Raw genomic sequence first — 13,318 nt, 5'->3', positions numbered from 1 at the left:
TTCGGCGGCTGCTTTGCCCACCCTACGGAACTCAAACCGGCAGCTTCAGCTCCATCAGGTCCTTCGCGACGACGATGCGGCCCGTGTAGTTCTTCTTCACGTCGCGGGTCCAGTCCTCGTCGGTCACCTCGGGATCATCGCCGGGCACGAAGTGGCTGAGCACCAGCACTTTCACGCCCGCTGCGGCAGCGATGCGTCCGACGTCTTCCGTGGTGGTGTGGCTCTCCAGCAGATGCTTCTTCAACGTCGAGCCGTTCTTCGTCTTGAGGACGAGACGATCGACCGCCGGCACGTAGAGGCATTCGTGCACCAGCACGTCAGCGCCCTTCGCAAACTCCGCGAGCTTCGGGTTGTAGGCGGTGTCGCTGGAGAACACGATCGTGCCGTCCGGCGTCTCGAACTTGTAGGCAAAATTGTCGGTGATCGGCGGATGCGGCGTGCGGAAGGCGGTCACCGTTGCGTCCGCCGTCTTCACGACGATGCCGTCGGAATCGATGTCCTTCGCGACCAGCAGCGGCCGTGGGTCGGGGCGGCCCTCATCATCGATGCGGGTGTCGACGTCGAACTTGTTGGTTTCCCAGAAGCTCCGTGTCATCGCCTCCAGCCCCTTCGGTCCGAAAGACTGGATCGGTGTCGACAGTCCCGCGGCCCAGGCATTGTAGAACAGATTGCCGTATTCGAGATTGTGATCGGAGTGATGGTGGCTGATCAGGATGTACTTCACCGACGGGATCGGCACGCCGGCATTGACGAGCTGGCGGCTGACGCCCATGCCGCAATCGATCACGAACGGCGTGCCGTTGACGACGACGAGATTGGCCGGATTCGACGCGCCGACGCCGACCCGCGGGCCGCCCTTGGTGCCGAGGAAGACGATGCGCGTGCCGGTCTTGGCGCCTTGTGCGAAAACTGACGGTGCTGCTACGGCTCCAGCCGTGCCCAGCGCAAGCGACAGCATCGTGCGGCGGTTGATCATGGTGTCCTCCCGGTCGGTCTCGTTGCCCGGACGCTAGCCCCGGCCGAGCACGCCGTCGAGAGCCGGGAGTCCGAAGATGACAGCGATGGCAATCAGCGCGTAGCAGATGATGCGGAACACGCGCTCGCTGGCGCGGCCGAATAGTGAGGCGCCGCAAGCGACGCCGACCGCATACACCGGGCCAATGAGCAAGGAGAGCTTGAGCGAGTCCCAGGTGATCAGGCTGCTGGCGGCGTAGCTGACCATCGCGAAGCAGTCCGACGCCCCGAAGAACAGCACGATGTTCGCGCGCGCCATCTTCGACGGAACCGGCCGTCCCAGCCAATAGCCGACGATGGGCGGCCCGCCGGTCTGCGCCACGCCGCTGCAGAAGCCCGAGACCGCGCCGACGGCGACCGACAAAGCCGTGTACTCCCTGCCGCGATAGCGCCAGCCCGAGATCAGCAGCGCCAGCAGTGCGATGACGAAGCCCGTGATGATCCAGCGCACCGTCACCGGATCGAGCCGGGTGAGAAAATAGGTGCCGAGCGGCACGCCGACCAGTGCGCCGGCGACGATCACGGCCGTCGCCTTGCGGTCGGCGTTGCGCCAAGCGTTGGGCACCGTCGGCGCCATCGCCACGAAGTCGATCACCAGCAGCAGCGGCGCGACGAGGCGCGGTGCCGCGAAGCTGCTCGCCAGCGGCATGAAGATCAGCGCCGCGCCGAAGCCGGAGAAGCCGCGCGCGGTCGCGGCGATGAAGGCGACGATGGCCAGCGCCATCGTTGCGAACAAGGTGAGATCAGCAGGGATGAGCCCGGAGAGGCTCATCCGCGCAGCGTGCCGCCGGTCTTCTTAGCCACCTCCGCGGTGATCTTCGCCGCGACGGCGTCGATTTCCTCGTCCGTCATGGTCTTGTCGCGCGGCTGGAGGGTGACGGCGATCGCGACCGACTTCTTGCCGTCCTCGATGCCCTTGCCCTCATAGATGTCGAACACAGTGACGTCGCTGATCAGCTTCTTGTCGACGCCCTGCGCCGCCTTCACGATATCGCCGGCCTTGACCTTGCGATCGACGATGAAGGCGAAGTCGCGCGACACCGGCTGGAACGCCGAGAGCTCCAGCACCGGCTTGGCGCGGGTCGGCTTGGCCTTCGCGGCGGGAATACGGTCGAGGATGACCTCGAACGCGACCAGCGGACCGTCAGCCTTCAGCGCCTCCAGCGTGCGCGGATGCAACTCGCCGAAATGTCCGAGCACGTTCTGCGGTCCCATCTGGATCGTGCCGGAGCGACCCGGATGCATCCAGGCCGGACCGCCGCTGACGATCTGCAGCGATGCCATCGGCGCGCCGGCGGCCGCGAGCACCGCGAGCGCATCGGCCTTGGCGTCATACGCGTTCGCCGGTTGCGAGCCGGTCCAATGCCGGCCGAGACCCTTCGACGACGCGATGCCGCGGCGGATGCCGCTCGCAGCGACGAACTGATCCTCCGGGCGGTCGCCCTTGAAGATCTGGCCGACCTCGAAGATCGCGGCGTCGCCGAAGCCGCGATCTGCGTTGGCCTGCACGGTCGCGATCAGGCCCGGCAGCAGGCTGGGACGCATGTCGGAGAGATCCGATGCAATCGGGTTGGCGAGCGCGAGCTCCGTCTTGCCGCCACCGAACAATTCCGCCGCCGGCTTGGAGATGAACGACCAGGTGACGGCCTCGACCATGCCGCGCGCCGCCAGCGCACGCTTGGCGCGGCGGGTCCGCAGCTGCAGCGGCGTCAGCACCGGCTTGCGCGGCGCATCGCCACGCTCGAACGGCGTCATCGGCACCTTGTCGACGCCGACGATGCGAACGATTTCCTCGACGATGTCGGCCTTGCCATGGACGTCGCTGCGCCATGAGGGCACCGCGACCTTCATGACCGAGCCGGTGCCGGCCAGCGTGAAGCCGAGATGGGTCAGGATCCGCCGCATCTCCGGGAAGGGCACCTCGATGCCGGCGAGGCGCTTCACCTCGGAGATCGGAAAGTCGATGATGCGGTCGTCGCCATAGGCGTTGCCGACGATGACGTTCTCCGACGGCGTGCCGCCGCAGAGCTCGAGCACCAGCTTGGTCGCCATCTCCAGGCCCGGCACCATGAACGCCGGATCGACGCCACGCTCGAACCGATAGCGCGCGTCGGAATTGATGCCGAGCTTGCGGCCGGTCTGGGCGATGTTGATCTCGTTCCACAGCGCCGATTCGATCAGCACGTCGGTGGTATCAGCGTCGCAGCCCGAAGCCTCGCCGCCCATGATGCCGGCGAGCGATTCGACGCCGGCATCGTCGGCGATGATGCACATCGACGGGTCGAGCGTGTAGGTGCGGCCGTCGAGCGCGAGCAGGGTCTCGCCATCGCGCGCGCGGCGGACGACCAGATTGCCCTTGACCTTCTTGGCGTCGAACACGTGCAGCGGACGCGCGCGGTCGAAGGTCATGTAGTTGGTGATGTCGACCAGCGCATTGATCGGACGCAGTCCGATCGAGGTCAGGCGCTGCTGCAGCCATTTCGGCGACGGGCCGTTCTTGACGCCGCGCACCAGCCGCAGCGCGAAGCCCGGACACAGCTTGTCATCTTCCACCGCGACCTTTACGGGGCAGGGGAATTCGCCCTTGATCGGCTTGACGCCGGGGTCCTTGAGCTTGCCCATGTCGGCGGCGGCGAGGTCGCGCGCGATGCCGTGCACGCCGGTGCAGTCCTGACGGTTCGGCGTCAGATTGATCTCGAACTGGGGATCGCCGAGCCCGGCCCATTCCGCATAGGGGTTGCCGATCGGCGCATCCGCCGGCAGCTCCATGATGCCGTCGTGATCGTCCGAGATCTGCAGCTCGGCCGCCGAGCACAGCATGCCGCGACTCTCGACGCCTCTGATCGTGCCGACCGACAGCGTAATGTTCTTGCCGGGAATGTAGGTGCCCGGCGGCGAGAACACCGACACCAGCCCCGCGCGCGCATTCGGCGCCCCGCACACGACCTGCACCGGTGCGCCACCGTCGCCGGTGTCGACCATGCAGACGCGCAGCCGGTCCGCGTTGGGATGCTGCTCGGCGGAGACGACGCGCGCGATTTTATACGGCGCGAGCAGCTTCGCCTTGTCCTCGAGATGCTCGACCTCGAGGCCGATCATGGTGAGCTTGTCGGCGAGCTTCTCCACCGGCTCATCGGTGTCGAGATGGTCCTTCAGCCAGGACAGCGTGAATTTCATTGTCGAGCCCTTATGAGCAGCATCGCTGCCAGTTTTCTCCGGTTCTCATCATCGAGACGACCGAGGTCAGCAATTGCGCTGGAGGCCTGGTTGACCAGGGTTTCCGTCTCGACGAAATATCGCCGAAATGGCGCAGGATCATAGTCTGCGGTCTCGCGCTCCTGCTGCAGAAGAGCGAAGACGACACCGTAGCTGGCGACGGCAGACGGGAGATCCGCGAGATCTTTTTGGTTCGTAAGCGTCTTCTTGGTGCTCGTGTGGCTCAGTCCGCGATAAACACGGCTCCAGGCATCACTCTTCGAATGCGTGCCGCCGATCAAGGTATCGGCGCAAAGCCGGCACAGTGCATGAAACATCGCATAGTAAGCGGTGCTCACCGCGCGGCGCATGAAGGCCTCCCGGGGCCGACGCCCGGTCCGGCGACAGAGGTCTTGCGCAACCTCGATCAACCTGCCTTCGACGACGCTCATTCCCCGGTTTCCTCTTCCTCGTATTCCTCCTCGCCCTCGACGTGATGAGTCAGATACGGGAACCGGCTTTCACCCGATTTCTGCAGCGTGGTTCGCAAGGCCGTGAGCGCTCCGACGAGCACGTCTCCGCCCGGAAGGGTCGATCCACCCCGGTAGTTTGCGGTCAGAAACAGCGCGTCCTCATCGTCATGATCCTTGCCGGGGACCAGATCGACGTGGTCGAAACCGTATTGGCCGAGCAGATCCGCCAGCGTCTTTTCCGTGAGGCTCTTGACGTCATCGAGATTCATCCAACTCTCCTCTCGCTCACGTGCTCAATCCTCCCGCCAGGGTCGGCACCTCCAGCGGCTTGAAGCCGTAATGCGACAGCCAGCGGACGTCGCCTTCGAACAGCTGGCGCAGATCGCTCATGCCGTATTTCAGCATCGCGATGCGGTCGATGCCCATGCCCCAGGCGAAGCCTTGATATTCGTCGGGATCGATGCCGCAGGCGCGCAGGACGTTCGGATGCACCATGCCGCAGCCGAGAATCTCCAGCCAGTCCTCGCCCTCGCCGAAGCGGATCTCGCCCTTGTCGCGGCGGCACTGGATGTCGACTTCCAGCGACGGCTCGGTGAACGGGAAGAACGACGGCCGGAATTTCATGTTGATGTGGTCGACCTCGAAGAACGCCTTGCAGAACTCGTGCAGGATCCATTTGAGGTGGCCGAGATGCGAGCCCTTGTCGATGACGAGGCCCTCGACCTGGTGGAATTGCGGCGTGTGGGTCGCGTCCGAATCGATGCGGTAGGTGCGGCCCGGGCAGATCACGCGGATCGGCGGCTTCTGGGTCAACATCGTGCGCACCTGCACCGGCGAGGTGTGGGTCCGCAGCAGCATGCGCGAGCCGTCCTCCTTCGGATTGAAGAAGAAGGTGTCGTGCATCTCGCGTGCGGGGTGGCCTTCCGGGAAATTCAGCTTGGTGAAGTTGTAGTCGTCGGTTTCGACATCGGGGCCTTCGGCGATCGAGAAGCCCATGTCGGCGAAGATCGTGGTCAGTTCGTCCATCACCTGGCTGAGCGGATGGATGCGGCCGGTGTCGGCCGGCGTATCCTGCAAGGGCAGGGTGACGTCGATGGTCTCGGCGGCGAGGCGCGCGTCGAGCGCGGCGGCCTTCAGCACCTCGCGGCGCGCGGAGAGCGCCTGCGTGACCTTGTCCTTGGCGAGGTTGATCGCGGCGCCTTGCGTCTTGCGCTCGTCCGGCGACATCTTGCCGAGCGTGGCGAGCAGCGCCGAGATCGAGCCCTTCTTGCCGAGGGCGGCGACGCGCACCGCTTCCAGCGCGGCTTCGTCGCCGGCGGCGGCGATCTGGTCGAGGATCGAGGTTTCGAGCGAGGCGAGGTCGGACACGGGCAAGATCTCCGCGGGGCAAAGGCGGCTGGGTTGTCGCCGCGACGGCGACAGGGGTCAAGCGAAAGCAGCGATGTGACAAGACAGCAAAAAGCGGCCGAGAGCGTCGGCCGCTTTTGAAGTCCTCACGATGCGGAAGGCGATCAGGCGGCGAGCGCTGCCTTGGCCTTCACAACGATCGCCTCGAACGCGGCGGGCTCGTTGATCGCGAGATCCGACAGCACCTTGCGGTCGACGGTGATGCCGGACTTGGACAGGCCGTCGATAAATCGGCTGTAGGTGAGCTCGAACGGACGCACGGCGGCGTTCAGGCGCTGGATCCAGAGCGCGCGGAAGGTGCGCTTCTTGCGCTTGCGATCGCGGAACGCATACTGGCCGGCCTTCTCGACGGCGGCCTTGGCGGCGCGAATGGTGTTCTTGCGGCGGCCGTAGAAACCCTTGGCGGCCTTATAGACCTTCTTGTGCTTGGCGTGGGCGGTCACACCGCGTTTGACGCGAGACATGACGGAAATCCTTGTTCAGAGGTGATGACGAGCCGCGCCGTGCGCGGCCGGGTTCGGAAGCGAGAGGCCGGTCAGGCGTTCGGCAAGAAGTACTTCTTGACGTTGTCGCCGTCGGTCTTGAACAGCACGCGGGTGCCGCGCAGCTGCCGGATCTGCTTCTTGGTCCGCTTGATCATGCCGTGGCGCTTACCGCGCTGAGCGTGCATGACCTTGCCGGTCCCCGTCACCTTGAAGCGCTTTTTGGCGCCGGATTTGGTCTTCAGCTTGGGCATTTGGCTCTCCTTGATGCCAACGGCAAGCCGCCCGCGAAAGCGGCGCCGTCAGGCGAAAATGCTCGTTAGAGCGTTGGTTGTGCTCAGGTTTCGGACCCAAACGAGGATCCACCCGCACAGGGACATCGCCACGGCAGCCCTTGATCAGCCGGGCGACGAAGGCCGCGCTTATGCCAGAGACGATCGAACTTGGCAACGTCGAACCATGGAATCAGCTATTCCGACCCATGATCAGCTTTCGTTAACCAGCCGGGGTCCGCTCATGGTCCGCATCATCCGTCCCGCTGCCGTCGCCGCTGTCCTGGCCGCGACCGCCGTCTCTCATTCCGCCCCGGCCCACGCCGCCGGGTTCGATGGTCCCTGGACCGTCCTGATCATCACCGAGGCCGGCAGCTGCGACCAGGGCTACAGCTTCCCGGTGCAGATCAGCGGCGGCCGCGTGACCTCGGCCGGCTCCGCCAACATCACCGGCACGGTCGGCCGCGGCGGCGCCGTCACGGTGCGGGTCTCGCAGGGCGGCTCCTCAGCCAGCGGTCACGGGCGGCTGGGCGACTCGTCCGGCTTAGGCCGCTGGAGCGGCAAGGGCTCGTCCGGCACCTGCAGCGGGCGGTGGCAGGCGACGCGGTCCTGAGCTCTCTCAAGAGAAAAGCCCGCCAACGCGTGGCGGGCCCGGTTTGAAGCGGGGTCCCTCGCCTCTCAGCGCGGGGCCAGAACCATGACGACCTGACGGCCCTCGAACTTGGCGTCCTGTTCGACCTTGGCGAACGCCGCCACGTCGGACTTCACCTTGTCGAGCAGCTTGGTGCCGATCTCCTGGTGCGCCATTTCGCGGCCGCGATAGCGCAGGGTGATCTTGACCTTGTCGCCCTCTTCGAAGAAGCGCTGCATTGCCCGCATCTTCACGTCGTAGTCGTGGTCATCGATCATCGGACGGAGCTTGATCTCCTTGATCTCGACGACCTTCTGCTTCTTGCGGGCCTCGGCGGCCTTCTTCTGCGCCGAATATTTGTACTTCCCGTAGTCCATGATCTTACAGACGGGAGGCGAATTGTTCGGCGAAATCTCGACCAGGTCCATGCCTGCTTCGATGGCCATCTTGATCGCGACGACGGTCTCGACCGTGCCGCGATTGGTGCCCTCGGCGTCGATCAGCTGGATCTGCGCATTGCGAATCTCATCATTGGTGCGCGGCCCGTCTTTGACGGCAGCGGGCGGGGCTCGATTAGGGCGGCGAATGGGTAGTTCTCCAAGGTTGTGGAAGAAGGCGGCTAGTTTGAAGGAAGATGCCTTTGCGGGCAAGGTCGCGCAGGCCCGGTGCGTCGAAATTCCGCCCAGCCTTCGCGGCACTTGCGTCGCACGCGCAGTCGGCGTGACGGCGTATTCCCCCAAAAGGGACCAACTGACCAGGACGGGCGCTCATAGACGCAGGCCGGGTCTCATGGTTCCGCCCGGGGACATAGAGTGCGCGCCCCGCTTTCGCAAGCCGCACGGCGTCCCGGCCGACCCGATTGACGGATGGGACCGGCTCGCCCACACAACGTCCGCCAGGGGGTAACGATCCATGAACCAAGCCATCGAATCGACCGATCTCCCCGCCTTCATCTCCGTCGGCGCCGGCGAAGCCGCGCGCCAGATCGCGGTGCGGGTGCGTCCGGGGACGCCGCCCGGGCTGTTCTGGCTCGGCGGCTTCAACTCCGACATGAAGGGCACCAAGGCGGTGGCGCTGGAGGCCTGGGCCGCCGAGCGCGGCCGCGCCTGCGTCCGGTTCGACTATTCCGGCCACGGCGAATCCGGCGGACGTTTCGTCGACGGCACGATCGGCCGCTGGCTGGAGGAGAGCGTCGCGGTGTTCCGGCAGTTCTGCCGCGGGCCGCAGGTGGTGATCGGCTCCTCGATGGGCGGCTGGATGGCGCTGCTGCTGGCGCGTGAGCTGTTGAAGCAGCCCGGCGAGGCTTCGGTGGCGGGTCTGGTCCTGATCGCGCCGGCGCCCGACTTCACCGAGGAGCTGATGTGGAAGGGCTTCTCGTCCGACATCCGCCGGGAGATCGAGACCAATGGCGTCTGGATGCGGCCATCGGAGTACGGCGAGCCCTATCCGATCACGCGGGCGCTGATCGAGGACGGCCGCAACCATCTCCTGCTGGGCTCCGCCATCAATGTCGGCTGCCCCGTCCGCATCCTGCAGGGTGCGCAGGACCCCGACGTGCCCTGGCAGCACGCCTTTGCGCTGGCGCACCGGCTGCCGGCGGAGGACGTGGTGCTGACCATGATCCAGGACGGCGATCACCGGCTGTCGCGGCCGCAGGATATCGCGCGGATGCTGGCCGCCGTCGGCGAGATGGGCTGAGGCGGCGGCGCTCAGCATCGGGCTTGCCATTCCGAGCGGACGCTGTCGTCGGCCTCGGTGGCGAGCGCGACCTCGGCGAATTTCGTAAAGCCCTGCGGGTCGAGGAGCTCTCCGAGCGCCCAGGCGGCGGCGCCGCGCACCAGCGGGTTCGGATCGGCCGTGAGCCGCTCTGCCGCCGGGATCAACGCGGCATCACCGGAGTTGCCGATCGCGATCAGCACGTTGCGCAGAAAGCGGTCGCGACCGATCCGTTTGACCGGTGACTTCGTGAACAGCGCGCGGAATGCGGCGTCATCGAGATGGGCCAGCTCGCCGAGGTCCGGGGCACGCAGCGCGTCGCGCGCCGCCAGCTTCGCCTCGCGCCCCTCCTGCGCGAACTTGTTCCAGGGGCAGGCGGCCAGGCAATCGTCGCAGCCATAGATGCGGTTGCCCATGGCTTTGCGGAACTCGCGCGGAATCGGTCCCTTATTCTCGATGGTCAGATACGAGATGCAGCGCCGCGCATCGAGGCTGTAGGGCGTGGGGAACGCCGCGGTCGGGCAGCTGTCGAGGCAGGCCCGGCACGAGCCGCAATGATCGCGCTCCGGCGCATCCGCCGGCAGTTCGAGAGTGGTGTAGATCGCGCCGAGGAATAGCCAGGAGCCGAAGCCGCGCGAGACGAGGTTGGTGTGCTTGCCTTGCCAGCCGAGACCGGCCGCTTCCGCCAGCGGCTTCTCCATGACGGCTGCGGTATCGACGAACACCTTCACATCGCCGCCTGTGTTGGCGACCAGCCAGCGCGCCAGCGCCTTGAGGTTCTTCTTGATGACGTCGTGATAGTCGTCGCCGCGCGCATAGACCGAGATCGCGGCGCGGCTGCGCTGGGCGAGGATGGCGCGCGGGTCTTCATCCGGTCCGTAATTGACGCCGAGCATGATGACGCTGCGGACGTCGCGCCACAGCGTCTTGGGATCGGTGCGCCGCGTCGGCTCGCGGGCGAGCCAGTCCATGTCGCCGTGCTGGCCCTCGGCGAGGAAGCGCTCGAAGGCGGCGATGCGCTCGGGGCTCACCACCGGCGCGGTGATGCCGATGCAGTCGAAGCCGAGCTTCAGCGCCTCGGCCGCCAGCGCCGCCTTGAGGGCGTCTGGCGCGGCGCCGCTCAGAAGTCGAGATCCACGTAGGTCCGCGACGCCGGCACGCCGGCCAGCCAGTCGGACAGCAGTGGCCGGAACGACGGCCGCGACTTCACCCGCGCGTACCACGCCTTCGCAGCGTCGTCCTCGATCCACGGCACGTCGCCGAGATAGTCGATCGCGGAGAGATGCGCCGCTGCGGCGAGGTCGGCATAGGTCAGGCGGTCGCCGGCGAGGAAATTGCGCCGCTGCGCCAGCCAGCCGATATAGGCGAGGTGATAGCGCACATTGGTCTTGGCGGCGCGAATCACGTCGGTCGAAGGCGGCCCGCCGCCATCCTCCTCGCTCATGAAGCGCTTGTAGATGCGCTCGGTGACCAGCAGGTTCGAGGCCTCCTCGAAGAACTTGGTGTTGAACCAGTCCATCAGACGGCGCACCTCGATGCGCTCGGCAGCCGTCGCCGGCATCAGCCTGCGGTCACCCGCTTCCGCCCCGCAGGTCTCGTCGAGGAATTCGGCGATCACGCCGACGCCCGGCACCGGCGGCATGTCTTCGACCGCCAGCACTGGCGTCGTGGCCGCCGGATTGAGCACCAGGAACGCCTCGCGACGCTCCCAGGCGCGTTCTTCCACCAGGCGCAGGTCGAGCCCGTATTCGCCGAGCACCAGCCGGACGAAGCGCGAATGCGGGCAGAAGGGATGGTGGTAGAGCGTGTACATGGAGCCTTTCGACGATCGCGCAGCGGCTTGGCACTTAACGAACAATCAACCACCGGATCGCACCGATGGATCGTCCCAATACCTGCGCAGGAGAGCCTGGCGCGATTCGGACCATTAGCGCATGGTCGGCGAAAGTGTAAGCAGTAGGGCGACGGGTCGGCATGCGGGAAATGACGTCTCGGGAACACGAATCGAGGTGGGAGGTCCGCGAGCCCGGCACGTCTGCGTTCTGATTCGTAGACCCGATCACGTCTCGGTTCATTCATCCGATGTGGCCGCTGCGAGCGCTTTTTGCAATTGCGGCCGCGGGCCGAATAGGCGAGAAGGGCGGCGTTTTTGCCGGCAATCCTGGATCCGATCATGATGTCAGATACGCTGCGGGCGGTGCTTCTCGGCATTGTCGAGGGCGTCACCGAATTCCTTCCGGTATCCTCGACCGGCCATCTCCTGCTCGCGGAGCGCTTCTTCGGCCTCGGCGAGGACGGATTCTGGAAGAGTTTTGCGATCCTGATCCAGCTCGGCGCCATCCTCGCGATCGTCGCGCTGTACTTCTTCAAGCTCACCCGTGTCGCCATCGGCGCTCTCACCAATCCCGACGACCGCCGCTTCATCATCGGCGTGCTGATCGCGTTCCTGCCGGCCGTGATCATCGGCCTCATCGCCGGCAAATACATCAAGGCGCTCCTGTTCGACCCCTGGGTCGTGTGCTTCTCGCTGATCGTCGGCGGCGCCATCCTGCTGTGGGTCGACCAGATCGACTTGAAGCCGAGAGAGCACGACGCCACGCGCTATCCGCTGCTGATGTATCTGTGGATCGGCGTCGCGCAGTGCCTCGCGATGATCCCCGGCGTGTCGCGTTCCGGCTCGACCATCGTGGCGGCGATGCTGCTCGGAGGCGACAAGCGCTCGGCCGCGGAGTTCTCCTTCTTCCTGGCGATCCCGACCATGGTCGGCGCCTTCGTCTACGACTTCTACAAGAGCCGCGCCGAGATGACGACCGATCACCTCGGCCTCATCGCGATCGGCTTCGTCGTCTCCTTCATCACCGCGATGATCGTGGTGAAGGCCTTCCTCGGCTACGTCACCCGCCACGGCTTCGTGCTGTTCGCCTGGTGGCGCGTCATCGTCGGCACGCTCGGCCTGATCGCACTGGCGCTGGGGAAGTAGTTACCGCGTAGGGTGGGCAAAGGCGCACAGCGCCGTGCCCACCGTTCTGACCGCGTATGCCGAAGCAAGGTGGTGGGCACGCTTCGCTTTGCCCACCCTACGGACCCCTCATGCATTCTTGCGCTGAAACTGTCCCGCCGGGCGGAAGCGCCAGAGATATTGCGGGCCGACCGCTTCGAGCGAATCCGGCGTGATGCCGAGGCCTTGCAACGTCAGCCCCGCCGCCTTCGCGGCCTCCGACACCACGTTGTCATGGCGCAGCAGCTCGACCTGGTCCGGCGTCAGCTTCAGCGGGCCCGGCGCGAATTGCAGGAACGCCGCCTGCAGCTTGGCGAGCCCGAACGGCAGCGGCAGCAGCATGCGGTCGCGGTCGGTGATGTCGAGGACGATTTTGAGGATCTCGCGGAAGCTCAGCACCTCCGGCCCGCCCAGCTCATAGGTCGCGCCCGGTTGCGCCTTGCCGTCGACGGCATCTGCCACCGCGGTCGCGACATCGCCAACATAAACCGGCTGCATCTTGGTCTCGCCGCCGCCGACCAGCGGCAGGAACGGCGCGATGCGCGCGAGGCCGGCGAAGCGGTTGGTGAACTGGTCTTCGGGGCCGAACACGACCGACGGGCGCATGATCACGGCCTCCGGCACCGCGGCCAGCGCCGCGGCTTCACCGGCGGCCTTGGCGCGGGCGTAGCTTGATGCCGATTCAGCGTCCGCGCCGATCGCCGAGACGTGCACCAGCCGGGCGCCCGCGGCGGCCGCGGCCTTGGCGACGGTGGCGGCGCCTTCCGCCTGCACGGCATCGAACGTCTGCGCGCCGCTCTCGGTCAGGATGCCGACGAGGTTGATCGCGACATGGCTGTCGCGCAGCGCCGCCGCGACCGAGTCGGGATAGCGCAGATTGGCCTGCACGGTGTGGATCTGGCCGACGCGGCCGAGCGGCTGCAGATGGCCGGCGAGCTCCGGCCGGCGCACCGCGACGCGGATGCGGTAGTCGCGCTTGGCCAGCGCACGGACGACGTTGCGGCCGACGAAGCCGGAGCCGCCGAACACGGTGACGAGGGTGTCCAGATTCGATGCCATTGGGATCATTCCTGGGATAGCCGGGCGGTCGATCCGCCCCGGACGAGAAGCCTGTCAGCGGCGATTCGCAC

Annotated in this window: 15 protein-coding genes; 3 read left to right on the top strand and 12 right to left on the bottom strand. The window is 66.2% G+C overall.

What is annotated here, in order from left to right; all coding sequences use genetic code 11:
* Positions 1-31: 31 nt before the first annotated feature.
* The 8 genes from BRAD285_RS33420 to rpmI all read right to left on the bottom strand — a co-directional run bounded on the left by BRAD285_RS33420 (position 32) and on the right by rpmI (position 6,825).
* On the bottom strand, positions 32-976 hold the full coding sequence (locus BRAD285_RS33420; RefSeq protein ID WP_006612320.1) for an MBL fold metallo-hydrolase: 945 nt from the start codon (positions 974-976) through the stop codon (positions 32-34).
* A 33-nt stretch (positions 977-1,009) separates the two neighbouring features.
* Complete coding sequence (locus BRAD285_RS33415; protein WP_006612321.1) at positions 1,010-1,786, bottom strand: sulfite exporter TauE/SafE family protein; 777 nt, start codon at positions 1,784-1,786, stop codon at positions 1,010-1,012.
* Positions 1,783-4,191 (bottom strand): phenylalanine--tRNA ligase subunit beta, encoded by a 2,409-nt coding sequence (pheT, locus tag BRAD285_RS33410; protein WP_006612322.1) that lies wholly within the window; start codon positions 4,189-4,191, stop codon positions 1,783-1,785. Before pheT ends, BRAD285_RS33415 begins: the two co-directional genes overlap by 4 nt.
* Positions 4,188-4,661, bottom strand: coding sequence for a hypothetical protein (locus tag BRAD285_RS33405; RefSeq protein WP_006612323.1), 474 nt, complete (start codon positions 4,659-4,661; stop codon positions 4,188-4,190). The genes pheT and BRAD285_RS33405 overlap by 4 nt, the downstream gene beginning before the upstream one ends.
* A complete protein-coding gene (locus BRAD285_RS33400) occupies positions 4,658-4,951 on the bottom strand; it encodes a hypothetical protein (RefSeq protein ID WP_006612324.1) in 294 nt (97 codons plus the stop codon). Before BRAD285_RS33400 ends, BRAD285_RS33405 begins: the two co-directional genes overlap by 4 nt.
* A gap of 16 nt (positions 4,952-4,967) precedes the next feature.
* Positions 4,968-6,050: a phenylalanine--tRNA ligase subunit alpha gene (gene pheS / locus BRAD285_RS33395; protein ID WP_006612325.1), complete on the bottom strand. Its 1,083-nt coding sequence runs from the start codon at positions 6,048-6,050 to the stop codon at positions 4,968-4,970.
* Between the two features lie 143 nt (positions 6,051-6,193).
* Complete coding sequence (gene rplT / locus BRAD285_RS33390; protein ID WP_006612326.1) at positions 6,194-6,553, bottom strand: 50S ribosomal protein L20; 360 nt, start codon at positions 6,551-6,553, stop codon at positions 6,194-6,196.
* A 71-nt stretch (positions 6,554-6,624) separates the two neighbouring features.
* Positions 6,625-6,825 carry a 50S ribosomal protein L35 gene (gene rpmI / locus BRAD285_RS33385; protein ID WP_006612327.1) on the bottom strand — a complete coding sequence of 67 codons (201 nt, stop codon included), beginning with the start codon at positions 6,823-6,825 and terminating at the stop codon, positions 6,625-6,627.
* A 262-nt stretch (positions 6,826-7,087) separates the two neighbouring features.
* Here rpmI and BRAD285_RS33380 point away from each other — a divergent pair, with 262 nt between their 5' ends.
* Positions 7,088-7,456 (top strand): hypothetical protein, encoded by a 369-nt coding sequence (locus BRAD285_RS33380; protein ID WP_006612328.1) that lies wholly within the window; start codon positions 7,088-7,090, stop codon positions 7,454-7,456.
* Between the two features lie 65 nt (positions 7,457-7,521).
* On the opposite strand, the gene infC is transcribed toward BRAD285_RS33380, so the two are convergent.
* Positions 7,522-8,061: a translation initiation factor IF-3 gene (gene infC / locus BRAD285_RS33375; RefSeq protein WP_085962814.1), complete on the bottom strand. Its 540-nt coding sequence runs from the start codon at positions 8,059-8,061 to the stop codon at positions 7,522-7,524.
* Positions 8,062-8,386: 325 nt separating this feature from the next.
* On the opposite strand from infC, the gene BRAD285_RS33370 reads away from it, so the two are divergent.
* The gene (locus BRAD285_RS33370) at positions 8,387-9,172 is read left to right on the top strand and encodes a carboxylesterase (RefSeq protein ID WP_006612330.1); all 786 of its coding nucleotides are present in this window, start codon (positions 8,387-8,389) and stop codon (positions 9,170-9,172) included.
* Positions 9,173-9,183: 11 nt separating this feature from the next.
* Here BRAD285_RS33370 and queG read toward each other — a convergent pair whose 3' ends face one another.
* Both queG and BRAD285_RS33360 read right to left on the bottom strand, forming a co-directional pair.
* Entirely contained in the window at positions 9,184-10,362 is a 1,179-nt protein-coding gene (gene queG, locus BRAD285_RS33365; RefSeq protein WP_085962815.1) for a tRNA epoxyqueuosine(34) reductase QueG, read from the bottom strand.
* Complete coding sequence (locus BRAD285_RS33360; protein WP_006612332.1) at positions 10,311-11,003, bottom strand: glutathione S-transferase family protein; 693 nt, start codon at positions 11,001-11,003, stop codon at positions 10,311-10,313. Before BRAD285_RS33360 ends, queG begins: the two co-directional genes overlap by 52 nt.
* A gap of 360 nt (positions 11,004-11,363) precedes the next feature.
* Between BRAD285_RS33360 and BRAD285_RS33355 the strand changes: the two genes are divergently transcribed.
* A complete protein-coding gene (locus tag BRAD285_RS33355) occupies positions 11,364-12,170 on the top strand; it encodes an undecaprenyl-diphosphate phosphatase (RefSeq protein WP_006612333.1) in 807 nt (268 codons plus the stop codon).
* A 108-nt stretch (positions 12,171-12,278) separates the two neighbouring features.
* Here BRAD285_RS33355 and BRAD285_RS33350 read toward each other — a convergent pair whose 3' ends face one another.
* Entirely contained in the window at positions 12,279-13,247 is a 969-nt protein-coding gene (locus BRAD285_RS33350; protein ID WP_006612334.1) for a complex I NDUFA9 subunit family protein, read from the bottom strand.
* Positions 13,248-13,318 lie beyond the last annotated feature (71 nt).

This window comes from Bradyrhizobium sp. ORS 285, from assembly GCF_900176205.1.
Taxonomy (GTDB): domain Bacteria; phylum Pseudomonadota; class Alphaproteobacteria; order Rhizobiales; family Xanthobacteraceae; genus Bradyrhizobium.
The sequence above is the reverse complement of the archived record's forward strand: the minus strand, read 5'-3'. Positions and strand labels throughout refer to the sequence as shown.